Origin of the sequence: Bacillus sp. FSL K6-3200, from assembly GCF_038630485.1 — a bacterium.
In the GTDB taxonomy this organism is placed as follows: Bacteria; Bacillota; Bacilli; order Bacillales; family Bacillaceae; genus Bacillus; species Bacillus safensis.
This window is the reverse complement of the sequence record NZ_CP152032.1, coordinates 94,519-118,306: the sequence shown is the minus strand read 5'-3', so window position 1 is coordinate 118,306 and position 23,788 is coordinate 94,519. Positions and strand designations below refer to the sequence as shown.

Genomic DNA, 23,788 nt, shown 5'->3' with positions numbered 1-23,788 from the left:
GCGCATTTTTCGGATAAGAGACCATTAAAAAGGAGTTCCTTTCTGTGAGTGATTCTTTTTTCTACAATCTTTCTGAAGACTATTTAGCGTTTTCTGATGTCGTCATGAGAATGAAAGACTTTATACGAAAAGACCCTAGATCCGCCTATGTGTTATCAATTGGTACGGACTCTCAGGTCAATCAAAATGTCACAACATTTATGACTGCAATTCATCTCCACCGGATTGGCAAAGGAGCATGGGGCTGTCTCACACAACAAGTGATCAAGAGGCCTGTGCAAAGTCTTAGAGAAAAAATTTCATTAGAGACAGCGTTTAGCCAAAAGGTATGTGCAGACATCCTTGAGGGGCCTTTAACAGAACTGATGGATTTGCTTCTTCCGTTTGCTGAGGAAGGGGCAGACCTTCGTTTTGAAGCCCATCTGGATATTGGCAAAAAAGGAAGTACGAAAGAGCTGATTCAGGAAATGACCGGAATGATCACAGCTATGGGAATTGAAGCAAAAATAAAACCCGACTCATATGCAGCATTTTGCTATGCCAATCGATATACAAAATAAATTCCGTCATTTTTCTCCAAACCTTGTCGAAACGTGCGGTTGACGATTCGATTCTAGTTCCTTATTCTAGCTGTATAGAGAGGAAGCAGACATTCAAAAGCCTGCTAATCAATATAAAAGCATATATGAAACAGGGGGCCTGATGTTGAATGAGCGTCATCGAAAATCGTTTTAATGAAGAAGAGAAAAAGCTATTATTAAACGTATTGCTGAATCAGGAATATGCTGTCGAATTACTAAGCAGTGAGATCAATGATATAGAATGTGGAACAAAAAATGTCGACGACAATACGTATAAGCAATTGATCACATTGTATGACAGAGTAAGGTTTGAGAATTAATATTGGTTTAACATTCTATTAGATACTCGGGGGCTGAGTATCTTTTTTATGCAGAAAAAATCTTTCGACAAAATTCGTTTTAGTTTATGCTTAATCATAAAGGGGAATGTATGATTGATGATTGAGAGAAAAGGGGTCGAAGAAACATGATAGAGATAGAACCGACTCAATTGCTTGAGTCAACAGTAGCCGAGCATATGATTGATGCAGATAAAGTGGCACATGTTCAAATTGGAAATAACCTTGAGCATGCCCTATTGGTTCTAACAAAAACAGGATATACAGCCATACCGGTATTAGACGCTTCTTATCGTTTACACGGGTTAATCGGAACGAATATGATTATGGATAAAATCTTCGGTTTAGAACGTATCGAATTCGAGAAACTGGACCAGTTGAAGGTTGAAGAGGTCATGCTGACGGATATTCCGAGACTCAAAACAACAGATCCTGTACTAAAAGGCGTTCACGCTGTGACGAATAATGGATTTGTTTGTGTAGAAAATGAGGAGCAGGTCTTTGAGGGCATTTTTACTCGACGAGTTGTATTAAAGCGCTTAAATGAGGTCATTCATTCCGCGAAAAAATGAGCTGCAGCCCAGCTTATTTTTTTTGCCTTCATAAGTTAAAATTTATATAATAGCTATATAAAATAAGAAAAACTTATAGAGAGAGAAAGGGGACGCCCATGCAGCTTCAGGAGTTACATATGCTTGTTGTGCTAAGTGAAGAATTGAATATGAGAAAGGCTTCAGAGCGGCTCTTTGTCTCTCAGCCAGCTTTATCTCAAAGATTGCAGACGATTGAAAAGGAATGGGGAACCAAAATCTTTTTTCGTTCACAAAAGGGGCTGACCGTGACCTCAGCAGGTGAACAGATTATCCAATTTGCAAAAGAGGTAACGGTTGAACAGGATCGAGTGAGAGAACGAATTGATGAACTTGAGGGTGACATTCACGGTACACTCAAGCTTGCGGTGGCGTCGATTATTGGACAGCACTGGCTGCCAAAGGTGTTAAAGCGGTATGTCGAAAAATATCCAAATGCCAAGGTGTCACTCGTTACCGGCTGGAGTAGTGAAATGCTCAAAAGCTTGTATGAAGACCACGTGCACATAGGAATCATTCGCGGCAACCCTGATTGGAAGGGGACAAAGGAATACTTGATGACAGATCATTTATATTTAGTCGATTCCGTGATCAAGGACGTAGATGAATTAATCAAGACGGAGAGGCCATTTATCCAATTTAAAAGCGACAGCACATATTATCAGGAAATCCAGCACTGGTGGCACCAAAAATTTAAAGTGTCTCCAAAGCAGACGATTCTAGTGGACCAAATTGAAACATGTAAACAAATGGCCTACCACGGCATCGGCTACGCCATTTTGCCTTCTGTTACCTTATATGACCACGAAAAAAGTGTTTATAAAACACCGCTTGTTGATGTGAACGGAGAGCAAATCGGCCGTGACACATGGCTGCTAGGCTATGAAGCGTCTTTTCAGTTAAAACAGGTGCAAGCTTTTGTCGGTGTGGTTAAAGAAATGCTTGAAAATGATGCGGTGTAAGTACCTTCTTGGGATAGGGAGGTACTTTTTTTTATGAAATCATTTGACAATGAAAATCATTATCATTTAAAGTGTACATATAATAATTGAAAATGATTATCATTTAGATGAGGTGACCTATAGATGAAAGCACTAATTACATTTGCGAGTATGTCTGGAAATACGGAAGATATGGCAGCGATCTTAAAGCAAGCACTTGAAGGAAAAGGGATCGATACAGAGATGATGGAGTTTGATGATACGAACGCAGAGGATCTTTCCTCATACGATTACGTATTTATTGGTTCTTATACGTGGGGTGATGGAGATTTGCCTTATGAAGCAGAGGATTTTTATGAGGAGGTCTCTTCGCTTGAACTTAGTCACATCAAAGCAGCTGTGTTTGGATCTGGTGATTACAGCTATCCGAAGTTTTGCGAGGCCGTCCATACATTTCATGACATGCTGAAATCAACGGGTGCATCTGTTTTTCCTGAAACATTAAAAATGGAGCTTGCACCGGATACAGAAGAAGATGTGGCGTGCTGTCAGGAATTTGCTGCGAGCTTTTTAACGTGGGCCGCTTTGTCTGAGAAACGAGTTGAAAATCATGTTTCATAAAGGAGCAACGGCCGTTGCGGCATCTAAAAATGGTGGATACTTTGTTGCTGTAAAACGTGAAGGTATTTTTCACTATAGTGTAGAGAGCGGATGGAAGCAGCTTTTTAAGCTCAAGCATAAAATCCATGCCATCAGCTATATTGGTCCTTATTTATTCGGTGTTGGTGAAAATGGCACAGTGATTAGATCAGGAGATGAAGGAAGTACATGGGCGTTATCTTCATTTCCAACAAATGCAGTCGTCTGGTCTATTACAGGACGTAAAGATGGTTTTGTATGTGCACATGGAAAACATAGTATCTATGTGTCAAATGATTTCGGAATTTCCTGGGAAATTATGAAGCCGTTTGCTCATGTGAATCATCCGCCGGTCATTCGTTCTCTATGTGCCGCTGGTAATCACCTTTATATTGGAACGCAGATTCATGAGGTTCACGGAGGAATATGGGTGTATGACTTGCAGAGTGAACAAATTTTTCTTCTAAACAGAGAGGAGCACCGAATGACAGCTTCTATGCTGCTCTGTCACGAACATCTTCTTGTATGTGCATTAGGTTCAAAAAAAGGCAAAAAAGGATCTGTTCAAATTTTAGATTTACATACAAATATCCTGCACGATATTCAATCACAGGCCTTTGCTAGAGAAGAATCATTTTTGGATGTGTCAGAGGATAATGGCATTGTGTATGTGACCACCTCACAAGATGAACACGGTTTTTCTAAAGTGTATCAGCTTGATATTGAGCAAAAAGAGCTCAAATGGTTTGATACGATCAAAGGACACGGTTTTCGTGTAGCCAATCAAAACGAAAACTTTTTCTGTGCAGGTTTATATGAAAGTAAGTTTGTCAGGCCATATGAGGAGCCTGTGTTGATTCATTGATAAGGAGGAAGAAAAAGTGACAGAAAAGGTTTTATTGGTGTATGCCACGATGTCTGGGAATACAGAAGCGATGGCAGATTTAATTGAAAAAGGTATAACGGAAGCAGGAGCCAGCGTAGACCGGCATGAAGCGATGGATATTGATGCCGAGCTGCTCAATGATTACTCGCACATTATGTTAGGGGCGTATACATGGGGAGATGGCGATCTTCCGGATGATTTTATTGATTTATATGAAGAAATGGAAGAGCTTGATTTAACGGGAAAAGCATTTGCAGTATTCGGTTCTGGCGATACATCTTACGAACATTTTTGCGGAGCTGTTGACCTAATAGAAGAAAAAGTGAAGGAGCTTGGCGGTGACATTGTCCTGCCATCCGTTAAGATTGAGCTGAATCCAGAAGGAGAGGAAGAAGACGAATTAATTTCTTTTGGCAAACAATTTGTTCAGCTTCATCAGCAAGAAGCGGGATAATCGGTCCCGCTTGTTTTATTTTCCATTGTAGAGATGACTCTTTCACTTGTCATTAAAACTCTCCTTTGGTACAGTAATGAAGTATAAATTAAGAGGAGGACATACATACATGAAACAAATGGACGCTAATGAAATTATTTCATTTATTCAAAATAGTACAAAATCAACACCTGTCAAAGTCTATATTAAAGGTGACTTAGAAGGTATTGAGTTTGGTGAACATGCAAAAACATTCATCACAGGAAACACTGGAGTTGTTTTCGGTGAGTGGAGCGAAATTCAAGAAACTCTAGCATCAAACAAAGACAAAATTGAAGATGTTGTCGTGGAAAATGACCGCCGCAACTCTGCAATTCCGATGTTAGATTTGAAAAACATTAAAGCTCGTATTGAGCCAGGTGCCATCATTCGTGACCAAGTTGAAATCGGTGATAATGCAGTCATTATGATGGGTGCTTCTATTAATATCGGTTCTGTGATCGGCGAAGGTACGATGATTGATATGAACGTGGTGCTTGGCGGCCGTGCGACAGTAGGTAAGAACTGTCATATCGGTGCTGGATCTGTTCTTGCAGGTGTCATTGAGCCGCCGTCCGCTAAACCAGTTGTTGTAGAAGATGATGTTGTCATCGGTGCGAACGCTGTTGTTCTAGAAGGTGTGACAATTGGTAAAGGTGCAGTAGTAGCTGCCGGTGCAATCGTTGTGAACGATGTAGAGCCTTACACAGTTGTAGCAGGTACACCTGCAAAGAAAATCAAAGACATTGATGAAAAAACAAAAGGTAAAACTGAAATCAAACAAGAACTGCGTCAGCTTTAATTCTTATAATTCGCAGCTGAAGACAAAGACGTGGATGAGATATCCACGTCTTATTCGTATAGAAGAAAGGAAGCGAGTTCACTTGTTAAATCGTGAGCAATTAATATCCATTCGAAGAGATTTACACCAAATCCCTGAGCTTGGGTTCCAAGAATTTAAAACACAAGCGTATCTCATTGAGCATCTGGGCGCCTATTCAAAAGATCGAGTTGAGATTGAAACGTGGCGAACTGGCCTTTTTGTAAAAGTGAAAGGAACAAATCCAACGCGCATATTTGCTTATCGTGCAGATATGGATGGACTATCTATTCCTGAGGAAACAGGGTATCCTTTTGAATCTGTGCATGAAGGAAAGATGCATGCATGTGGACATGACCTTCATATGACCATTGCACTTGGTATCATTGATCATTTCGTTCATGAACCGATTAAAGAGGATGTATTATTTATCTTCCAACCGGCAGAAGAAGGCCCAGGCGGTGCCGAACCAATGCTTGCAAGTGATGTTCTCAAAAAATGGACACCAGACTTTATTACAGCGCTGCATATCGCACCTGAATATCCTGTTGGAACAATTGCTACAAAGCCGGGGCTGTTATTTGCCAATACGAGTGAGCTTGTAATTGATCTTGAAGGAAAAGGCGGACACGCTGCATATCCTCATTTAGCAAATGATATGGTTGTTGCTGCAAGTGCACTTGTAGGTCAGCTGCAATCGGTCATTTCGCGTAATGTCGATCCTCTTGATAGTGCGGTCATTACAGTCGGCACGATTACCGGTGGAACGGCTCAAAATATTATTGCGCAGCATGCAAAGCTTGACGGTACCATTCGCACACTTTCGCCAGAGTCTATGGACAAGGTGAGAAAACGAATTGAAGCACTGGCAAAAGGGATTGAAATTGGCTACGAATGCAAGGCAACCGTTCGATATCCTTCATCTTATTACGAAGTGGACAATTCAAAGGATTTAACAGAGGAATTTATGTCATATGTAGCCGAAGAAGGACTTGCGAATGTGATTGAATGCAGAGAAGCGATGACAGGAGAAGATTTTGGATACATGCTGAAAAAATATCCCGGCTTCATGTTTTGGTTAGGTGTCAATTCAGAATACGGCCTGCACCATGCAAAGCTCCAGCCTGATGAAAACGCGATTGAAACAGCTGTGAATGTGATGACGGCTTATTTTAAAAAGCAAGCTGGTGAATGAATAATCGAGCTGCCTCCTGTACACCTTATGAACAGGAGGTGTTCTTGATTATGACAAGAATTGGTGTAGAACAATCTTTATCCGATGTAGAAGAACTATTGAAGCAAAAAGGGTATGATGTTGTACGTATTCAAAATGAACAGCAAATGGATCAGTGTGACTGTTATGTCGTCACAGGACTAGATTCAAATGTTCTTGGCATTTCAGACACAACAACAAAGGCATCTGTTATTACAGCATCAGGTATGACGGCTGATGAAATTTGCCAAGAAGTAGAACAGCGTGTTCAATAAAACAAAAAAAAGAACCGGTAGATTATGATCCCGGTTCTTTTTGCTCTTTTTCTATATCGAGTACTTCTTTCATTTTTTTGCGCAAGATTCGTTCTACCCGCCATTGCTCCATTGTTTCAGTTTTCGCTATGATGCGCAGAACAAGGGAAGAAGAACCGAACGCCTCTACGCCGACAACTTGAGGACCTTCAATAATTTGAGGAGTTTCCTCCCGCACTTCATCACAGGCAGCTTGAAGGGCTGTGATCATTTGATCCACATTTTCATCTGGTGACAGCTCAATATCAACGAGTGCCTGCATCGTTCCTCTTGAATGATTGCTCACATTCAGTATGCTGCGATTTGGAATGAAATGAAGGGTGCCGTCAAAGCTTCGAAGCTGCGTGGTCCTTAGTCCAATTTGTTCGACAATCCCATCAAAGCCAGCGACTGTTATATATTCTCCTACATCAAATTGTTTTTCCAATAATATAAAGAATCCGGTCACAATATCACTCACTAACCCTTGAGCGCCAAAACCGATCGCAAGTCCCACAACACCTGCACCTGCAAGCAAAGCGGTCGGGTTATAATGAAATAAGTCGAGGATCATCACAACTAGAATAAAAATCAATAAGTAGGCGAAAATATTTAACGTCAGACTTTGCAGTGTCTGAGCTCTTGATAAAGAGACTTCATGCTTTTCAGCGAAAGTTGAATAGGCGCGCTTAATCATCTTGTTTCCTATCGCTCTGATGATAAAGTAAATGGCAAAAATGGCGACTAGTTTTAGCAAAATCATACTGCTATTGAGGATAATGGAAACCCAATCTACTTGTTGAAATACTCTCATAATCTTCAAAACCTTTCTATGTATGCTCTAAAAGAGAAGCTAATCATTTGTTCCCTTATGCAAGTCATGTTAAACTTTTGTTAAGTGGAGCAGGAAATTGTGACAAATCGTTAATTAAATTTATTATTAATTAATATTGACTAAAAATCGCATAAGTATTATAATTGTAATTGTGAAGTTATTAACTAAATGAGAATTTTAAGTTTTGATTCTCATTTTATATACAGCTAAGAAGCCTGTATAAAGATATTATTTTTTGGAGGGATTTACATATGGCAGAGCGTTTTGTAGGAAAACAAGCTCCACGTTTTGAAATGGAAGCAGTACTTGCTAACAAGGAATTTGGTAAAGTAAGTTTAGAGGAAAACATGAAGAATGACAAATGGACAGTTCTTTTCTTCTATCCAATGGATTTCACATTTGTTTGCCCAACTGAAATTACAGCAATGAGCGATCGTTATGATGAGTTCGAAGATTTAGATGCAGAAATCATTGGTGTATCTACTGATACAATCCACACGCACCTTGCTTGGATCAATACAGACCGTAAAGACAATGGTCTAGGAGAATTAAAATACCCGCTAGCTGCTGATACAAACCACACAGTATCTAGAGAATACGGCGTTTTAATTGAAGAAGAAGGAATTGCTCTTCGCGGTTTATTCATCATTAACCCAGAAGGCGAACTTCAATACCAAACAGTATTCCACAACAACATCGGTCGTGATGTAGATGAGACATTACGTGTTCTTCAAGCATTACAAACTGGTGGACTTTGCCCAGCGAACTGGAAACCTGGACAAAAAACACTTTAATTGATAGCTGAAGAAACAGGAGGGTCTAACTAATGTTAGACCTTTTTGTTTCGACACATACAATGGATGGAGGCGCTTCATAATGAAATTACGTCAACCAATGCCAGAACTAACTGGTGCAAAAGAATGGTTAAATGGAGAAGTAACAAAAGAAGATTTGATTGGTGACAAACCAACATTGATTCATTTCTGGTCAGTCAGCTGTCATCTTTGTAAAGAGGCAATGCCTCAAGTCAATCAATTCCGTGATGAATACAAGGATCAACTAAACGTTGTGGCAGTTCATATGCCTCGTTCAGAAGATGACCTAGATCTAGAAAAAATCAAAGAAGTTGCGAAAGAGCATGAAATCACGCAGCCAATCTTTGTGGACAGTGATCATCACTTAACAGAAGCCTTTGAAAACGAATATGTACCCGCATATTATGTATTTGATAAAACAGGTGCATTGCGCCACTTCCAAGCTGGCGGAAGCGGAATGAAAATGCTTGAAAAACGTGTCAACCGAGTGCTTTCTGAGTCTGAAAAGGCTGCAGAATAGGCTTCTCCCCCATTAATGGGGGTTTTTTCATGGGCAAAAATAGGCGGCATATTGCACTGGACGAGCTTTTATGTAGGTGTTATTCCTAAGAAAAGAGAAAATGAGGGAGTTTATTAAAAAATATCCCTGAAACAAAAAGGTATAAAGACCTATTTACATTTTTGTTTTGAAATGAAAATGTAAAGATTTTAACTTTTTACTATTCAGAACGTTTTTGCACAAAAGAAATTTCAGTTAGGTAAATAACTATATAAATCAAGTAGTATAAGCGTTTATTCAATTTTTTTACAATATTTTAAGGTTTGTCAAAAGCCTATAGTGGCAATGAAATGGGTGCCGATTTTTCCTCTTTGGCAAAATTTTAGTTGAAAATACCTATCTGTTAGCAAACTGTAAAATGATAAAAAAATAGTTGATAAAATTAGTTTTCTAATCTAATATTTACTATAGAATATTTTTTATATGATGAGGGGGAAATCCATTGTTTAATGAGAGGGAAGCGTTACGTTTACGATTGGAACAATTAAATGAGGCAGAAGTAAAGGTCATCCGTGAATATCAAATTGAGCGAGATGCGATTTATGCAAAATTAAGAGAATTAGACCGTCAAGGAACAGGTCTAGTGTCAGATACAAAAAAAGAAGTGCGTACAGAGAGAAAGACGGATTCACTCCCTGTATTAGCTGAGCTTGCTGCGCAAGAAATGAGAAGCTACCAGCAGCCGGCACAACCACAATCATCTTCTTTAGGAACAGGACAGCTAAACGGTGCACCTGTAGGTATTCCTGAAGGATCGACAAGACGCAGAAGAGGCACAGCCCGCCCTGGTTCAAAGGCAGCGAAGCTTCGTGAAGCTGCGATTAAAACGTTAAAGCGTCATAATGCAGCGATTAAAAGCTCAGAGCTTCAAAAAGAGATCGAAAAAGAGAGCGGTCTTGAAATCCCAAATATGACAACGTTTATGCAAAGTTTAATTAAAATGTACCCTGAAGTGAAGAAGCCTTATCGCGGACAGTATATTTTAGAAGGCGACATTCAAACAGAAGACGAATAAATAAAAAACTGCTGGGCGTAAAGCCAGCAGTTTTTTATTTCGAGAATTACTTCTTTTGATCAACTGTATAGACAATTTTGCGTTCCTTAGGCAGGTGATCACGCTGTTTTTTGAAGCCGTCGATTTTGACTGTCATGACCTCTCCATTACGCTGCACTGCATCGACTTGTTCCTGAAGTGTTTGAACTTGTTCGTTGAGTTTCTTCAAGATCGGTTCGATTTCTTCTGTCGTTTGCAGGATGCGGTCTCGTGAGAATGGCTGTGCATTTGTTTGTGCTGACTGGTCAATATCAGCAAAATGAGAGGCGATCCATTCTTCGCTTTCTGCTAACTGTTTTTGATAGCTTGTGAGCGTTTCGTAAAAAATCGCTTCTTTTGCTTTTTCAATTTGCAGTAATTTCTCCTGTGTTTCATAAAAACGCTCTTGAAGGTGTCTGACGCCTTCCTGTAATACATGGAGATCTGCGTTTTTATCGCCCAATGTTTGCTGCAGCTTCTCAATCACAGCGGATAAAGTATTTCCTTTTTTCTCCTCTTTTGCAAGTCGTTTATCTTGATCCTCTATCCGTTCATTTAATTGTTGGGAGATTTCTTTATATTTGACAACTTTCAAATGCAGCCTGTGTTTTTCTTCGGTTTCTTTTCTTCTATGATAGGTTTCCTTTTGCAGCATCTCGTGAAGAAGGACAATTTTATGTAATAATTCTGATTTGCTGTAGGAGAGATTCTGTATTTTTGAGGCAGCATCATGTTGATCATTGGTCATTTCATCCAATTGTTGTTTTAATTGCGTGAAATTCTTTTTCATCTCATGATATTCTTGAGTTAACTTCTTATTTTTAGAATACGTATATGAGGACTGTAAATCAGAGATCATTTGTTGATATTTGGCAGTTTCAGCTTTTAAGTATAAATTCTCTTGAGATAAATCATGGAATAGGGGAGAAGCATTGCGCCTGTTCATCGATAGACCCTCCTTATTCATGTTACCAATAAAGTATGCGAAAGGAGTGCGATTAGAACAACCATGTCAAAGGAGGCCTTAGGGGATGCACGTAGTGAATGTAATTTTAGCTGGAGGAGCTTCCAGACGCTTTGGAGAGCCAAAAGCAAGTCATATGTATCAAGGGAAACCATTATATGAGCATGTGAAAGAGCAGCTTTTAGAAGGGCAGACGGTCATCATCAGTCATCCATCACTTCTTTCTTTTTTCAAAGCAAGTGGTGAACAAAGTGTGTGGTTAGATGATGACGAGGTGCGCGGATGCGGACCACTTGCTGGTATATATACGGCGATGCAAAAGCAAGAAGCAGATTGGTATTTAGTGACGGCATGTGACATGCCTTTCATACGTAAGGAAACAGCGGAAGTGTTATCGTCTTATTGCAGCGAGCACGCAGACGCCATCATTCCGCTTGTTCAAGGCAGATTACAGCCTTTATTTGCGCTTTATCACCGCCGTTCTCTGCCGTTTATCCGCGCGTGTTTAAAAGAGAATCAATTTGCCGTCAAGGACTTGCTTCAAAAGCTTCATGTGCGCATCGTTTCAGAAGAAGAACTAAACGTGACATCAGACGAATTTCGTAATATCAATAAAAGAAGCGATTTACCTGAAAACGGTATGATATGATACATAAAAAACGGTGAGGAGAGAACAGCATTGAATGACCGATATTCAAGACAAATCTTGTTCCCTCCGGTTGGGGAAAAAGGACAGCATGCGCTGGCTGAAAGTCATGTTCTGATCGTTGGAGCAGGTGCACTTGGTACCGCCTCTGCGGAAGGGCTTGTCCGGTCTGGCATCGGTACGCTGACGATTGTCGATCGTGATTATGTGGAATTTTCAAATTTACAGCGGCAGCAGCTGTACACGGAACATGATGCAAAGGCACATGTGCCAAAAGCAGCTGCGGCAAAAAAACGTCTCGAGCAGATCAATCATGAAGTGACCATACACGCTCTGATTGAAGATGCAGGGGCGGAGCTGTTAAGGCCGTTATTCCAGAGAGCAGATATCGTCATTGATGCAACAGATAATTTTGAGACAAGAATGGTCATGAATGATTTATCTCTAGAAACAAAGACGCCATGGATATATGGCGCTTGTGTGAGCAGTCAGGGGATGTATATGACCATATTGCCAGATAAAACGCCATGTTTATCATGTGTGTTCACGGCAATGCCCGTTGGCGGCTTGACGTGCGATACAGCGGGGGTTATTTCACCTGCCGTTCAAATGGTTTCTGCTTATCAGCAAACAGAGGCACTCAAATATTTAACAGGTCATGAAGATCAAATTGAGCGGAAATTTGTCACGTTTGATCTTTGGCAGTCCACATCATTTAAAATGGATTTATCTCGCACTAAAGAAAAGAACTGTCCAACTTGCGGCACGGCAAGAACCTATCCTTATTTACATGACCAGCGTAAAAAAACGACGGTTCTTTGCGGACGTGACACCGTTCAAATTGTTTCAAAGGATTTAGCAAAACTATCATTTCAGCATATGAAAGAGCGGCTCTCATCTATATGTGAGGTGGAAGTGAACGACTTCTTAATCCATGTACGATACGAAAATTATCGGATGGTCTGTTTTAAAGGAGGACGTGCATTAATCCATGGGACAAATGATGAAAAAGAAGCCAATTCATTACTAGCAAGACTGCTAGGGATATAGGAGTGAAGTGTGATGGAAAGACGGCAGCCAATACCAGTAGAAGAGGCCATAAAGAAGGTTCACCAATACGAAAAACATGGAGAAATAGAATGGGTCCCTTTAAAGGATAGCCTTGGACGGTTTATTGCAGAAGATATTTTGGCAGACCATGATGTTCCGGCATTTGATCGTTCTCCTTATGATGGCTTTGCACTTCGGGCAGAAGATACAAAAGAAGCGTCAAGTGCGCATCCAGTTGAATTCGAGGTCATTGATCATATTGGTGCAGGAATGGTCTCAGCAAAAACCATCGGTCCCTTTCAAGCCATCCGTATTATGACAGGGGCAAAAATTCCAAATGGAGCAAATGTCGTCATCATGATCGAACTGACGAAGCCTTTCGAAAAAGACGGCAAATCATTCATGTCACTGAAAAGACCGCTGAAAAATGGAGACAATATTTCTCGCCAAGGAGAAGAGGTACTCAAAGGAAACGTGATGGTCAAAAAAGGAACAAACGTTACTCCTGGCGTCACGGCTCTATTGGCAACATTCGGATATGCGGTAGTACCAGTTGTCAAAAAACCAGTGATTGGCATTATCTCAACGGGTACAGAGCTTCTTCAAGTAAGTGATGCCATGGTGGACGGCAAGATTAGAAATAGTAATCTTAGTATGGTCTATGCGCAGGTACTTGAGGCCGGAGCTGAGCCGCTTGATTTAGGCGGAGTCTCCGATGATTTTGACAAAAGTTATCATGCAGTAAAAGCAGCCATGAGTAAGGTAGACATTCTGATCACAACAGGCGGTGTGTCAGTGGGTGATTTTGACTTTCTGCCTGCCATTTATGAAAAGCTGGGAGCCAAGGTCCTGTTTAATAAAGTAGCCATGAGACCTGGAAGTGTGACGACTGTGGCTGCAATGCCGAATGGTCAATTGCTGTTTGGGCTGTCCGGAAACCCTGCTGCCTGTTTTGTAGGCTTTGAATTATTTGTGAAACCGATCATTTATAAATGGTATATGAAAGAAAATCCGTTTCCCGCTTTTGCTGAGGCGAAACTCACACATGATTTTCCAAAAGCCAATCCGTTCACTCGATTTGTCAGGGCTGCCCTTCAATTCACTGGCAGTCAGATCAGTGTGACTCCTACAGGTCTTGATAAATCAAGTGCAGTGACCTCTATTGCAGAGGCTGACTGTTTCATCGTGCTGCCTGGGGGAACAAGAGGTTTTCAAGCAGGTGATCAAGTTGATATTCTGCTGTTTCAGCACAAAGGCGGTGGTTCCTCGTGCTGGATGACAAATTAAGCATATTACAGGTGGTCGGTTATCAAAATAGCGGCAAGACTACCTTGATCGAAAAGCTCTGTCAGCTGGCTGAACGTGAAGGGCTGAAGCTAGGCTGCTTTAAACACCATGGACATGGCGGGACACCAGATCGTCTTTTCAAAGAAAAAGATACCGATCGATATGTAAAAGCAGGGGCATATGCCGCAGGTGTTGAAGGAGAGGGTGAATTTCACTTTTCGATGCAGCACATCACGTTAGAGCAGCTGCTCAACATGTGTCAGCATCTTCCGTTAGACGCTGTGCTCATAGAGGGGTACAAACAGGCGCCTTATCGCAAAATCGTTTGTGTAAAGAATGAAGAGGAGCTTATTGACCTTTCGACACTTTCTAATATACAAGCAGCTATTTATTTTTCTCAAGAGGACCAATTAATCAAAAATTACCCGTTTCCTGTGTTTTCAGCTTTTGATAAGCGCGGGATGACATTTGCTTTTCACTTATTGAAGGGAGGCGGCACGTTTTGAACGAACTTTTTAAAATAACAAAAACGCCGATTGAGGTAAACGAATTGATTCAGCATATCACAAGACGAAAGGCAGGGGCGATTACAACGTTTATCGGGACGGTCAGAGAATGGACAAATGGCAAGAAAACATTGCGTTTAACGTACGAAGCATACATACCAATGGCAGAAAGCATGCTAAGGCAGATTGGACAAGAAATAAAGAATCGGTGGCCTGACACTGAAGCAGCGATTGTGCACCGAATTGGAACACTTGAGATAACGGATATTGCTGTTGCGATCGCCGTTTCGTCTCCTCATAGGAAGGCTGCCTATGAAGCCAATGAGTATGCCATTGAACGAATCAAGGAAATCGTTCCCATTTGGAAAAAAGAATATTGGGAAGACGGAGAGGCCTGGATAGGTGATCAGCTTGAAACGGTTTCATATCCAGAAGGTAAACCTAGCAATCTTCAACTTGCAGAGAAAGAAGGTGATCAGCATGATTAATGTATTATTGTTCGCCGGCCTTGCTGAGAAGGCCGGTAAACAACAAATCATCATTCAAAAAGATCAAACAACGGTTGATGAGATTAAAATAGAATTACAGGAGGTATATGGTGTTGATGCTGCACAAAACGTGATGGTTGCAGTCAACGAAATATATACGAGGGAAAATGCTGAAGTGCGTAGCGGGGACACTGTTGCACTCATTCCTCCTGTAAGTGGTGGATAATAGATATTAGAGGATTTGGTTATGGCCACCCGGCTGTAACCAATTTTTTATGTGTGAAAAGTTTGTAGAGGTATTTGGGTGTGATCTTCGTAAATAAAACATCCCCTTCTTGCTTTAGAAATGTGAGGATCGAGCTGCTGAATGAGATCATACAATTCGCTGATTCGTCTCACATTGAAATCTGTTTGGGCTTGAAGCTGTTCCTTTAATTCCTTTGTGCTCACAATGCTTCCCTTTTTCTCTTTAATAATATCTACACATCTTGCGGCGTAGTATATTTTGTCATTAGAAGGTCTGCTTTCTTTCATATCAAGTAATTTGAGCTCATGATAAATCGATTCTCGTTCCTTTCGAAAGTATTGCCATGCTTCTTGTTCCTTTTCATACAGTAAAATCAATTGCATTTTCAATTTTTCTCTTAACATTCACTTGACTCCATTTCCACTATCATTTAACCTACCTCTATTTTACATTATATGAAAAAATAACTTTTGATCAAGTAAAATCCTTTTATTTTTAATTTTTTAATATGAAAGTATTGATACTAAAGACTTATTTGTTCTGTAAAAGAAACCAATCATAGTCCTATAAAGCCGGGATTTGTCGAAATTACTAGGATTATTTTAACAAAAAATTGTTGTGTCTATCTAAGACCATGCGAATCCAAAAGAAAAGGATATTTATTCCGAAAGACATATTGTTTACTTAATAAAATGTTTTTAAGTCAGTAAAAGCACGATTCTTGATATGAATATGGTCGGATCAAGGGGGTATTTGAAGAGTTTCATTCGTGAAAATAGAATAATAGATAAAAATTTTTCTCAAGGAAAATAAGAAAATCAAATGATCGGTCACTTATTGGCAATCTTTTGATAAAATAGAAAGAAAAAGAGCGTCATTATGCGTTTACATACTTGTTTGAAATAGAGAGGATGACATTTGATGAATGAAAACATGCAAAAACCTACGATCATTGGAGTGAGTACAAGACCATCAGAGCACCTGAAAAGAGTATGGGAAAATCCAGTTGTTTGGTGGCCTTTATCTTGTGTACTTCTTTTAACAGTCGTTGTGACTTATTTGTCTGAGCTTGTAAATAAGGGAATGTGGGCAGATTTAAGCTTGCCGGTACCTGTTGTTTATGTGGTGACGCTTATTGGTCTGGTCTTTGGGATTGTCATCAATGCTGCTATATATAAGTTCATCGTATTTTTAGCGAAAGGTGATGCATCATTTCGGCAGCTGTTTTCAGCGGTCCTGTTCATTACTCCCGTTACGATCATTGGGACGATTATTTCTCATTTCGCAGTAATCTTTTTTCATGTTCCAAAAGACATCACGGTTACCTCGTTAAACGCGCTCATTCGAATTTCTGGTCCATGGCATGCGGTGTTAGCCAATATTGATCTATTTGTGATCTGGAATCTTGTTTTAACAGGCTTTTTATTCATCAAAGTGGGGCGTATATCACCGAGAATTTCTTGGGTGATTATAGGCGTCTTTTATATCTTATCGTTAATTTTTCAATATGTAGGAACAGCAATTAACATATCAGTAAGCTGGGGGTAGAAGGTTTTTATGAGAAAGAAAATCATCATCGGATCTATTTTAATTATTGTGATTGGGCTATTTATTGGATTTAATATTGCGAAAAACCAAGCAAAACCTGCTTCTACAGCAGCGATTAAAACAGTCAAACTCACGTCAAAAGAAATCACATCTACGGTGATGACACCCGGGACACTTTCATTCTCTGAAGAGCAGTTTATCTATGAAGAAGAGGAAAAGGGGAAATTGAAGGGAATTGCTGTGAAAGAAGGGGAAAAGGTAAAGGCTGGAACGCCGCTTCTTACATATGAAAATAAGGAACTGGAGCTTGAGGAGCAGCAGCAAGCGCTAGCAGCTGAGTCAAGTACATTAAAACTGGAACAATTGCAAAATAGGCTGAGTGAATTAGATGAGAAAAAAGCAGGCGGATCTGACGCTAATGCCAAAAGCGAGCGAGATCAGCTTCAATTAGAACTGAAAGCGGCTGAATTAGAACAAAAGCAAGCAGAGATCAGCCAAGAAAAAGTAAAGGCGCAAATAGAAGATTTAACCGTACATAGTAAAATTGATGGAACAGTGATTTCCATTGAGCAAGAGGCCGGGGCAGAGGGGCCGGAAGAAAGGCAGCCGATCATCCATATTGGTAATGAGAAAAAAATGATCGTGCGGGGTTTGATCTTAGAGTATGATGCCATAAAAATCAAAAAGAAACAAAAAGTGAAGGTAACGTCTGATGTCATTCGCGGGAAGAGCTGGCAAGGAGTCGTGAAAAAAGTGGGCGCTGTTCCTGTCCAGACAGCAGCTGAAACAACTTCGAGCGATCAAACGGTTCAATATCCTGTTGAAATTGAAATAAAGGGAAAGAAACCTGAGGCGAAACCTGGTTTTAAAATGATCATGGAAATTGAAACAGATAAGCGCCAAGCGCAAACGATTCCTGAAACAGCAGTAAAAAAAGAGACTGATGGACAATACGTTTATGTTGTTCGAAAAAATGTACTGAAAAAAGTAAAAGTGGTCATAGGGGAAACGTCAGGTCATGATCTTGAAGTGACAAAAGGTGTCAAGGCAGAGGATCAAATCATTGTTCATCCAACAGATGACATGTATGACGGAATGGAAGTGAATGCTGAATGATTCAGCTTTCCAACGTGACAAAAAGCTATGAGGTCGCACACGAAACATTTGATGTATTAAGTGACATGAATCTTGTCATTGAAAAAGGCGAGTATATGTCCATTATGGGCCCGTCCGGCTCTGGAAAGTCAACATTAATGAATATTATTGGCTGTTTAGACCGCCCGACGAAAGGACATTATCATTTTCAAGGTACAGAGCTGTCAGCAGCAAAGGATCAAGAACTCGCGGTCATTCGAAATCAATCCATCGGATTTGTTTTTCAGCAATTTCACCTGCTGCCAAGGTTAAATGCGAGGCGCAATGTGGAACTGCCGATGATTTACGCTGGGATCAGCCAAAAGGAAAGAAAAGAACGTGCGGAATTGGCACTTGAAAAGGTTGGTTTGGCAGATCGAATGAAACATATGCCAAGTGAGTTGTCAGGAGGACAAAAGCAAAGGGTGGCGATTGCACGAGCAATTGTCAATAAACCTCAGCTTATTTTAGCAGATGAACCGACTGGTGCTCTCGACTCAAAAACAAGCATCTCTATTATGGAACAGTTTACACAGCTGAATGAGGAAGGGACAACGATTGTGCTTGTCACCCATGAAGAAGAAATAGCTGCGTATACAAATCGGACGGTCGTTGTGAGAGATGGACGGCTTGTTGAAGATAGATGGATACAAGGGGACGCTATGAATGAAACTCTTTGAAAATATCAAAATAGCGCTGAATTCGGTTTTAGCTCATAAATTACGTTCTATTTTAACGATGCTTGGGATTATTATTGGTGTTGGATCAGTCATTGCCGTCGTGGCGATCGGTCAAGGCGGTGAGCAAATGTTAAAAGGATCGATTTCAGGTCCAAACAATACCATTGATATGACATATACGCCTTCTGACGAAGAGTTAAATGCGAATCCAAATGCCTTATTCGAAGCCGCATTTACTGAGGAAGACATAAAAAGCATTAGGACAATCAACGGGGTGAAGCAGGTCGCCTCCTCGACTGCACAAGGAATGCAGCTGAGATTTCAAGATACGACAGTTGATGCGACAGTTAACGGTATAAATGAAGGGTATACGGATGTACATTCATTAGAAATCGCAGAAGGACAGAATTTAAGAGATATTGACTTTAGAAGCGGCAGAAGAGCTGCCCTCATCTCAGATGGCTTACAAAAAGAACTATTCAACGGACAAAAGGCATTAGGCAAACTGATTTGGATGAACGGACAACCAGTTGAAGTCATCGGTGTTCTAGCAAAACAGAAAGGGATGTTTTCATTTGATATGAATGAAATATATGTTCCATTTGCGATGCTCACCTCCACATTTGGTATGAATGAATATGATAAGTTGTCTATTCAAGTCGCACATGCTGATCAAATGAAGGAAGTAGGAAAGAGCGCGGCTGCCATATTAAATGAAAATCATCATACAGAAGATGCTTACGAAATGATCAATATGGAAGAAATCGCAGAAGGGATCGGTCAAATAACGTCGGTTATGACAACAATTATTAGCTCAATAGCCGGAATCTCTTTACTTGTCGGCGGCATCGGTGTGATGAATATTATGCTCGTTTCTGTGACAGAGAGGACAAGAGAAATCGGTATTCGAAAGGCGATGGGAGCAACAAGGGCGCAAATTCTCGTTCAGTTTTTAATTGAGTCTGTCGTTTTAACACTCATCGGCGGGCTGATAGGGATCGCACTTGGTTTAGGCGGTGCTTCGTTAGTATCACTTTTTGCCGGCTGGCCGTCACTCGTATCTTGGCAAGTAGTATCGGGAGGCGTACTGTTTAGTATGCTCATTGGTATTGTTTTTGGGTTGATTCCTGCGAATAAGGCAGCGAGATTAGATCCCATTGAATCGCTCAGATATGAATAATTCGAAGAAGAATAATGCATACAAACGGTTTACATTTGCCTTCATTACTCATCAAAAGCTTTTATGCAAATCGCATAAAAGCTTTTTTTAGTTCGATTGAATGAAATAAAAAATGATAGAAATGCTAATATCATGACTTTCATCATTAATGTCACATATTTTTCAGTTTACAAATGGTACATATAAAGGTAAGATGACCATGGTGAAAGATTTTGATAGTTATTGAATGTATTTGATTGTTTTGTATTGATAATGTTGAAAAAAGCGATTACAATAAAGGTGCGCGCAAAATGAATACGTTTTCAAAAAAGGGGTGTTTTCGTGTTAACACCAGAAAGACATCAACTCATTATCGACAGCTTAGAAGAAAATGATGTCATTAAAATACAGGACTTAACGATGATGACGGATGCGTCTGAATCTACAATTAGAAGAGATTTATCAGCCCTTGAAGAAAAAGGATTTCTGAAAAGGGTTCATGGGGGAGCTGCCAAGATTTCGAGTATTCGCCTTGAACCAGATGTATTTGAGAAATCTGCCAAAAACCTTCAAGAAAAGTCATTAGTAGCAGAGGCAGCGGCATCTCTTTTAAAACAAGGTGACTGTATTTATTTAGATGCTGGTACAACCACACAGCAAATGATTGAATATATCGATGCAGATCAAGATATTGTCGTGGTGACAAACGGTGTGATGCACATTGAAGCACTCATGAGAAAAGGCATTACCTTTTACTTGATAGGCGGATCAGTGAAACATCGAACAGGAGCCATGGTGGGAGCCGCAGCTTTGACAGCGATGGAAAATTATCGTTTTGACAAAAGCTTTGTTGGGACAAACGGCATTCATCCTGAGGCGGGTTTTACAACACCTGATCCAGAGGAAGCGCTCATGAAAAAAAGAGCCATGAAACAGGCGAAAAAAACCTATATCTTATCAGATGCCTCGAAGTTTGGCGAAATATCGTTTTCAACCTTTGCTAGTTTACAGGAAGCCACCATTATCACAAACGACGCAAAAGAGGATTCATTCGATAATTACCATGAAAAAACGGTTATAAAGGTAGTGAAAACATGATTTATACAGTTACTTTAAACCCATCAGTTGATTACATCGTACACGTGGAGGATTTTGCAGTCGGCGGTTTAAATCGTTCAACCTATGATCAAAAATATCCAGGTGGTAAAGGAATCAATGTCTCAAGGCTATTAAAACGTCACGGTGTTGAATCAAAAGCACTTGGATTCATTGGTGGATTTACAGGCAAATATATTCAAGATTTTCTACAGAACGAACAATTACAAACAGCCTTTCACGAGGTGTCAGAAGATACAAGAATCAATGTGAAACTAAAAACAGGTGAAGAGACAGAAATCAACGGACTCGGCCCATCTATTACTGAAGCGCAATTTGAGTCGTTTCTATCTCAATTTTCTTCATTGACTGAAGGAGATGTCGTTGTTTTAGCTGGCAGCATTCCTTCTTCATTACCTCATAACACATATGAGCGTATTGCTGAAGTTTGCAAAGAGCAAGGTGTAAGAGTTGTTCTTGATATTTCTGGTGAAGCGTTAAAAAAAGCAGCAGATATGAAACCATTCTTAATGAAGCCAAATCACCATGAGCTGGGTGAAATGTTTGAGACGAGTATTTCATCAGCAGCAGAAGCAATTCCTTATGGGAAAAAGCTGTTAGAACAAGGTGCTGAACATGTCATCGTATCTATGGCTGGAGATGGCGCCCTTTTATTCAGTAAAGAAGGGATCTATCAATCCAATGTTCCAAAAGGAACGCTCGTTAATTCAGTTGGAGCAGGGGATTCAGTCGTTGCAGGGTTTTTAGCCGGCGTTTCAAAAGGTCTTTCAATTGAAGAGTCATTTAAGCTTGGTGTCACGTCAGGAAGCGCAACAGCTTTTTCTGAGGAGCTTGGCACAAAAGAGCTTGTCGACACACTATTACCACAAGTAAAAGTCACACGCATTTAAAGGAGGAGTCATCATGAAAATTACAGAACTACTCACGAAGCATACCATTAAGCTTCAATTAGACAGCCAGCAGAAAGAAGCAGTCATTGAAGAACTGGTCACTGTTTTAGATACAGCCGGCAAGTTAAATGATAAAGAGGGCTACAAAGAAGCTGTGATCAATCGTGAAAAACAGAGCTCTACCGGTATTGGCGAAGGAATTGCCATCCCGCATGCTAAAACAGCAAGTGTAAAAGAGCCTGCCATTGCATTTGGCCGCTCAACTGCTGGTGTAGATTATGAATCACTGGACGCGCAGCCGAGTCATCTTGTCTTTATGATTGCCGCAACTGAAGGCGCAAACAATACGCACTTAGAGGCACTTTCTCGTTTATCCACACTTCTTATGCGTGAAGAAATTCGAAAGCAGCTCCTTGAAGCGGCGACTGAAGATGAAATCATTGAGATCATCAATACACATGATCAAGACGATGAAGAAGAAGAGGAAGTTCAAGAGGAGCCGGCTGCAGAAGGAAAACCTGCTAAAATTTTAGCAGTAACAGCTTGCCCGACCGGCATTGCACATACATTTATGGCAGCAGATGCTTTGAAAGAAAAAGCAAAAGAAATGGGCGTTGACATTAAAGTTGAAACAAACGGCTCTGGTGGTATTAAACATGCCCTTACAGCAAAAGAAATTGAAGAAGCGCCAGCTATCATTGTGGCAGCGGACAAGCAAGTTGAAATGGAACGCTTTAAAGGCAAACATGTCATTGAAGTACCTGTAACAGCTGGTATCCGCCGTCCGCAGGAATTGATTGAAAAAGCAATCAATCAAGATGCACCGATTTATAAAGGTTCAGGCGGCAGTTCTTCAAAAGACGAAAATGAATCATCTGGCAAAGGAAGAAGCGGATTTTACAAGCACTTAATGAGTGGTGTAAGTAACATGCTTCCATTTGTTGTCGGAGGCGGTATCCTTGTTGCGATTTCATTCTTCTGGGGGATTAACTCAGCAGATCCTAAGGACCCTTCATTTAATTCATTTGCAGCTGTATTAAAAGGAATTGGCGGAGACAATGCGCTTGCCTTGATCGTTGCTGTATTAGCTGGATTTATTGCCATGAGCATTGCAGATCGCCCAGGTTTTGCACCAGGTATGGTCGGTGGATTTATGGCGTCAGCAGCAGGTGCAGGGTTCCTAGGCGGGCTGATTGCTGGTTTCCTAGCTGGTTATATCGTTGTGCTGCTCAAAAAAGTATTCACATTCGTACCGCAGACACTCGACGGGATTAAACCAGTTCTGCTCTATCCATTATTCGGTATTTTCTTCACAGGCATTATCATGCACTATATTGTCAACACACCAGTGAAAATGGTGATGGACGGATTAACACATTGGCTTGAATCATTAGGTACTGGAAACCTTGTCTTAATGGGTATTATTTTAGCTGGTATGATGGCAATTGATATGGGTGGCCCAATTAACAAAGCGGCTTACACATTTGGTCTTGCCATGATTGCTGCTGGCAACTATGCACCGCATGCTGCGATTATGGCAGGCGGAATGGTTCCACCACTAGGTATTGCACTTGCAACAACGATCTTTAGAAATAAGTTCTCAAAACGTGACCGTGAAGCAGGGATTACATGTTACTTCATGGGAGCTGCCTTCATCACGGAAGGGGCGATCCCGTTTGCGGCGGCAGATCCTCTTCGTGTCATTCCTTCAGCTGTTATTGGTGCAGCAGTTGCTGGTGGATTAACGGAATTCTTTAGAGTGACGCTTCCTGCACCGCATGGCGGACTATTTGTTTTCTGGGTAACAAATCATCCAGTTCTTTATATCATCAGCATCTTAATCGGTGCCGTTGTGACAGCGATTTTACTGGGTATTTTGAAAAAACCAGTCAGACAAGAAGCGTAATGCAGAAGAGAAGCATCGTGAAAAACGGTGCTTCTTTTTGTTTAATCATCAGTGAATTAGGAAAAAATATCTAATTAAATGGTTGTCTTGTGAATTTTTAAATGACATATGATAAAGTAAAGTTATTCAATTCACGTTTTATGTCTTTTAGT

29 protein-coding genes are annotated in these 23,788 nt (G+C 40.5%); 26 read left to right on the top strand and 3 right to left on the bottom strand.

Annotated elements, in window-relative coordinates:
• The first annotated feature begins 44 nt into the window (after positions 1-44).
• The 10 genes from MHI60_RS00620 (at position 45) to MHI60_RS00575 (ending at position 6,755) form a co-directional block, all read left to right on the top strand.
• The gene (locus tag MHI60_RS00620; RefSeq protein WP_048238789.1) at positions 45-560 is read left to right on the top strand and encodes a ribonuclease H-like YkuK family protein; all 516 of its coding nucleotides are present in this window, start codon (positions 45-47) and stop codon (positions 558-560) included.
• Between the two features lie 149 nt (positions 561-709).
• Positions 710-901, top strand: coding sequence for an antirepressor AbbA (gene abbA / locus MHI60_RS00615; protein ID WP_003210802.1), 192 nt, complete (start codon positions 710-712; stop codon positions 899-901).
• A 146-nt stretch (positions 902-1,047) separates the two neighbouring features.
• The gene (cbpB, locus tag MHI60_RS00610; protein ID WP_048238791.1) at positions 1,048-1,491 is read left to right on the top strand and encodes a cyclic-di-AMP-binding protein CbpB; all 444 of its coding nucleotides are present in this window, start codon (positions 1,048-1,050) and stop codon (positions 1,489-1,491) included.
• 98 nt (positions 1,492-1,589) lie between these two features.
• Entirely contained in the window at positions 1,590-2,471 is an 882-nt protein-coding gene (locus tag MHI60_RS00605) for a LysR family transcriptional regulator (protein ID WP_024424721.1), read from the top strand.
• A 123-nt stretch (positions 2,472-2,594) separates the two neighbouring features.
• On the top strand, positions 2,595-3,071 hold the full coding sequence (locus MHI60_RS00600; RefSeq protein WP_144470352.1) for a flavodoxin: 477 nt from the start codon (positions 2,595-2,597) through the stop codon (positions 3,069-3,071).
• Positions 3,061-3,954: an exo-alpha-sialidase gene (locus MHI60_RS00595; protein ID WP_144470354.1), complete on the top strand. Its 894-nt coding sequence runs from the start codon at positions 3,061-3,063 to the stop codon at positions 3,952-3,954. Before MHI60_RS00600 ends, MHI60_RS00595 begins: the two co-directional genes overlap by 11 nt.
• Before the next feature lie 49 nt (positions 3,955-4,003).
• Positions 4,004-4,429, top strand: a complete 426-nt coding sequence (locus tag MHI60_RS00590; protein WP_047203713.1) for a flavodoxin — start codon at positions 4,004-4,006, stop codon at positions 4,427-4,429.
• 109 nt (positions 4,430-4,538) lie between these two features.
• Complete coding sequence (gene dapD, locus MHI60_RS00585; protein WP_095408367.1) at positions 4,539-5,249, top strand: 2,3,4,5-tetrahydropyridine-2,6-dicarboxylate N-acetyltransferase; 711 nt, start codon at positions 4,539-4,541, stop codon at positions 5,247-5,249.
• 34 nt (positions 5,250-5,283) lie between these two features.
• Positions 5,284-6,462 (top strand): N-acetyldiaminopimelate deacetylase, encoded by a 1,179-nt coding sequence (locus MHI60_RS00580; protein ID WP_144470356.1) that lies wholly within the window; start codon positions 5,284-5,286, stop codon positions 6,460-6,462.
• 50 nt (positions 6,463-6,512) lie between these two features.
• Complete coding sequence (locus MHI60_RS00575) at positions 6,513-6,755, top strand: YkuS family protein (RefSeq protein WP_024424725.1); 243 nt, start codon at positions 6,513-6,515, stop codon at positions 6,753-6,755.
• Positions 6,756-6,777: 22 nt separating this feature from the next.
• On the opposite strand, the gene MHI60_RS00570 is transcribed toward MHI60_RS00575, so the two are convergent.
• Positions 6,778-7,587: a mechanosensitive ion channel family protein gene (locus MHI60_RS00570; RefSeq protein ID WP_095408368.1), complete on the bottom strand. Its 810-nt coding sequence runs from the start codon at positions 7,585-7,587 to the stop codon at positions 6,778-6,780.
• A 272-nt stretch (positions 7,588-7,859) separates the two neighbouring features.
• On the opposite strand from MHI60_RS00570, the gene ahpA reads away from it, so the two are divergent.
• The 3 genes from ahpA (at position 7,860) to rok (ending at position 9,997) form a co-directional block, all read left to right on the top strand.
• A complete protein-coding gene (gene ahpA, locus MHI60_RS00565) occupies positions 7,860-8,402 on the top strand; it encodes a biofilm-specific peroxidase AhpA (RefSeq protein WP_003211758.1) in 543 nt (180 codons plus the stop codon).
• Between the two features lie 82 nt (positions 8,403-8,484).
• Positions 8,485-8,943, top strand: a complete 459-nt coding sequence (locus tag MHI60_RS00560; protein WP_024424727.1) for a TlpA disulfide reductase family protein — start codon at positions 8,485-8,487, stop codon at positions 8,941-8,943.
• 481 nt (positions 8,944-9,424) lie between these two features.
• Complete coding sequence (rok, locus tag MHI60_RS00555) at positions 9,425-9,997, top strand: transcriptional regulator Rok (protein WP_024426871.1); 573 nt, start codon at positions 9,425-9,427, stop codon at positions 9,995-9,997.
• A 46-nt stretch (positions 9,998-10,043) separates the two neighbouring features.
• On the opposite strand, the gene MHI60_RS00550 is transcribed toward rok, so the two are convergent.
• Positions 10,044-10,961: a sigmaE regulated sporulation protein gene (locus MHI60_RS00550; RefSeq protein WP_095408369.1), complete on the bottom strand. Its 918-nt coding sequence runs from the start codon at positions 10,959-10,961 to the stop codon at positions 10,044-10,046.
• An 85-nt stretch (positions 10,962-11,046) separates the two neighbouring features.
• Here MHI60_RS00550 and MHI60_RS00545 point away from each other — a divergent pair, with 85 nt between their 5' ends.
• Genes MHI60_RS00545 through moaD form a run of 6 tightly spaced genes read left to right on the top strand, consistent with a single transcriptional unit; the run spans position 11,047 to position 15,182 of the window.
• Entirely contained in the window at positions 11,047-11,628 is a 582-nt protein-coding gene (locus tag MHI60_RS00545) for a molybdenum cofactor guanylyltransferase (protein ID WP_144470358.1), read from the top strand.
• A 30-nt stretch (positions 11,629-11,658) separates the two neighbouring features.
• Positions 11,659-12,675, top strand: a complete 1,017-nt coding sequence (locus tag MHI60_RS00540) for a thiazole biosynthesis adenylyltransferase ThiF (protein WP_144470360.1) — start codon at positions 11,659-11,661, stop codon at positions 12,673-12,675.
• Positions 12,676-12,684: 9 nt separating this feature from the next.
• Positions 12,685-13,962, top strand: coding sequence for a gephyrin-like molybdotransferase Glp (glp, locus tag MHI60_RS00535; RefSeq protein ID WP_186318631.1), 1,278 nt, complete (start codon positions 12,685-12,687; stop codon positions 13,960-13,962).
• Complete coding sequence (mobB, locus tag MHI60_RS00530; protein WP_144470363.1) at positions 13,944-14,468, top strand: molybdopterin-guanine dinucleotide biosynthesis protein B; 525 nt, start codon at positions 13,944-13,946, stop codon at positions 14,466-14,468. The genes glp and mobB overlap by 19 nt, the downstream gene beginning before the upstream one ends.
• The gene (locus MHI60_RS00525) at positions 14,465-14,956 is read left to right on the top strand and encodes a molybdenum cofactor biosynthesis protein MoaE (protein WP_144470365.1); all 492 of its coding nucleotides are present in this window, start codon (positions 14,465-14,467) and stop codon (positions 14,954-14,956) included. Before mobB ends, MHI60_RS00525 begins: the two co-directional genes overlap by 4 nt.
• A complete protein-coding gene (gene moaD / locus MHI60_RS00520) occupies positions 14,949-15,182 on the top strand; it encodes a molybdopterin converting factor subunit 1 (protein WP_039178180.1) in 234 nt (77 codons plus the stop codon). Before MHI60_RS00525 ends, moaD begins: the two co-directional genes overlap by 8 nt.
• Positions 15,183-15,229: 47 nt before the next feature.
• Here moaD and MHI60_RS00515 read toward each other — a convergent pair whose 3' ends face one another.
• Positions 15,230-15,607, bottom strand: a complete 378-nt coding sequence (locus MHI60_RS00515) for a hypothetical protein (protein ID WP_048238818.1) — start codon at positions 15,605-15,607, stop codon at positions 15,230-15,232.
• A gap of 517 nt (positions 15,608-16,124) precedes the next feature.
• Here MHI60_RS00515 and MHI60_RS00510 point away from each other — a divergent pair.
• From MHI60_RS00510 to MHI60_RS00480, 7 genes are all read left to right on the top strand, one after another.
• Positions 16,125-16,751 (top strand): YIP1 family protein, encoded by a 627-nt coding sequence (locus MHI60_RS00510; RefSeq protein WP_095408375.1) that lies wholly within the window; start codon positions 16,125-16,127, stop codon positions 16,749-16,751.
• A gap of 9 nt (positions 16,752-16,760) precedes the next feature.
• Complete coding sequence (locus tag MHI60_RS00505; RefSeq protein ID WP_144470367.1) at positions 16,761-17,867, top strand: efflux RND transporter periplasmic adaptor subunit; 1,107 nt, start codon at positions 16,761-16,763, stop codon at positions 17,865-17,867.
• On the top strand, positions 17,864-18,565 hold the full coding sequence (locus MHI60_RS00500) for an ABC transporter ATP-binding protein (RefSeq protein WP_095408377.1): 702 nt from the start codon (positions 17,864-17,866) through the stop codon (positions 18,563-18,565). Before MHI60_RS00505 ends, MHI60_RS00500 begins: the two co-directional genes overlap by 4 nt.
• Positions 18,552-19,745: an ABC transporter permease gene (locus MHI60_RS00495; protein ID WP_144470369.1), complete on the top strand. Its 1,194-nt coding sequence runs from the start codon at positions 18,552-18,554 to the stop codon at positions 19,743-19,745. The genes MHI60_RS00500 and MHI60_RS00495 overlap by 14 nt, the downstream gene beginning before the upstream one ends.
• Positions 19,746-20,066: 321 nt before the next feature.
• Positions 20,067-20,822 carry a DeoR/GlpR family DNA-binding transcription regulator gene (locus tag MHI60_RS00490; RefSeq protein ID WP_095408379.1) on the top strand — a complete coding sequence of 252 codons (756 nt, stop codon included), beginning with the start codon at positions 20,067-20,069 and terminating at the stop codon, positions 20,820-20,822.
• Positions 20,819-21,730, top strand: a complete 912-nt coding sequence (gene pfkB / locus MHI60_RS00485) for a 1-phosphofructokinase (protein ID WP_095408380.1) — start codon at positions 20,819-20,821, stop codon at positions 21,728-21,730. The genes MHI60_RS00490 and pfkB overlap by 4 nt, the downstream gene beginning before the upstream one ends.
• Positions 21,731-21,743: 13 nt before the next feature.
• Positions 21,744-23,636 (top strand): PTS fructose transporter subunit IIABC, encoded by a 1,893-nt coding sequence (locus MHI60_RS00480; RefSeq protein WP_041084976.1) that lies wholly within the window; start codon positions 21,744-21,746, stop codon positions 23,634-23,636.
• Positions 23,637-23,788 lie beyond the last annotated feature (152 nt).

Excerpts from the sequence above, each read along its gene's own strand:
- ahpA (WP_003211758.1), top strand. The coding sequence starts at position 7,860 with ATGGCAGAGCGTTTTGTAGGAAAACAAGCTCCACGTTTTGAAATGGAA.
- pfkB (WP_095408380.1), top strand. The coding sequence starts at position 20,819 with ATGATTTATACAGTTACTTTAAACCCATCAGTTGATTACATCGTACAC.
- MHI60_RS00480 (WP_041084976.1), top strand. The coding sequence starts at position 21,744 with ATGAAAATTACAGAACTACTCACGAAGCATACCATTAAGCTTCAATTA.
- MHI60_RS00515 (WP_048238818.1), bottom strand. The coding sequence starts at position 15,607 with ATGTTAAGAGAAAAATTGAAAATGCAATTGATTTTACTGTATGAAAAG.
- MHI60_RS00605 (WP_024424721.1), top strand. The coding sequence starts at position 1,590 with ATGCAGCTTCAGGAGTTACATATGCTTGTTGTGCTAAGTGAAGAATTG.
- MHI60_RS00590 (WP_047203713.1), top strand. The coding sequence starts at position 4,004 with ATGTCTGGGAATACAGAAGCGATGGCAGATTTAATTGAAAAAGGTATA.
- MHI60_RS00580 (WP_144470356.1), top strand. The coding sequence starts at position 5,284 with ATGAGATATCCACGTCTTATTCGTATAGAAGAAAGGAAGCGAGTTCAC.
- MHI60_RS00500 (WP_095408377.1), top strand. The coding sequence starts at position 17,864 with ATGATTCAGCTTTCCAACGTGACAAAAAGCTATGAGGTCGCACACGAA.
- MHI60_RS00495 (WP_144470369.1), top strand. The coding sequence starts at position 18,552 with ATGAAACTCTTTGAAAATATCAAAATAGCGCTGAATTCGGTTTTAGCT.
- cbpB (WP_048238791.1), top strand. The coding sequence starts at position 1,048 with ATGATAGAGATAGAACCGACTCAATTGCTTGAGTCAACAGTAGCCGAG.
- MHI60_RS00575 (WP_024424725.1), top strand. The coding sequence starts at position 6,513 with ATGACAAGAATTGGTGTAGAACAATCTTTATCCGATGTAGAAGAACTA.
- MHI60_RS00545 (WP_144470358.1), top strand. The coding sequence starts at position 11,047 with ATGCACGTAGTGAATGTAATTTTAGCTGGAGGAGCTTCCAGACGCTTT.
- moaD (WP_039178180.1), top strand. The coding sequence starts at position 14,949 with ATGATTAATGTATTATTGTTCGCCGGCCTTGCTGAGAAGGCCGGTAAA.
- MHI60_RS00560 (WP_024424727.1), top strand. The coding sequence starts at position 8,485 with ATGAAATTACGTCAACCAATGCCAGAACTAACTGGTGCAAAAGAATGG.
- MHI60_RS00570 (WP_095408368.1), bottom strand. The coding sequence starts at position 7,587 with ATGAGAGTATTTCAACAAGTAGATTGGGTTTCCATTATCCTCAATAGC.
- MHI60_RS00505 (WP_144470367.1), top strand. The coding sequence starts at position 16,761 with ATGAGAAAGAAAATCATCATCGGATCTATTTTAATTATTGTGATTGGG.
- MHI60_RS00550 (WP_095408369.1), bottom strand. The coding sequence starts at position 10,961 with ATGAACAGGCGCAATGCTTCTCCCCTATTCCATGATTTATCTCAAGAG.
- MHI60_RS00510 (WP_095408375.1), top strand. The coding sequence starts at position 16,125 with ATGAATGAAAACATGCAAAAACCTACGATCATTGGAGTGAGTACAAGA.
- MHI60_RS00600 (WP_144470352.1), top strand. The coding sequence starts at position 2,595 with ATGAAAGCACTAATTACATTTGCGAGTATGTCTGGAAATACGGAAGAT.
- abbA (WP_003210802.1), top strand. The coding sequence starts at position 710 with ATGAGCGTCATCGAAAATCGTTTTAATGAAGAAGAGAAAAAGCTATTA.
- dapD (WP_095408367.1), top strand. The coding sequence starts at position 4,539 with ATGAAACAAATGGACGCTAATGAAATTATTTCATTTATTCAAAATAGT.
- MHI60_RS00595 (WP_144470354.1), top strand. The coding sequence starts at position 3,061 with ATGTTTCATAAAGGAGCAACGGCCGTTGCGGCATCTAAAAATGGTGGA.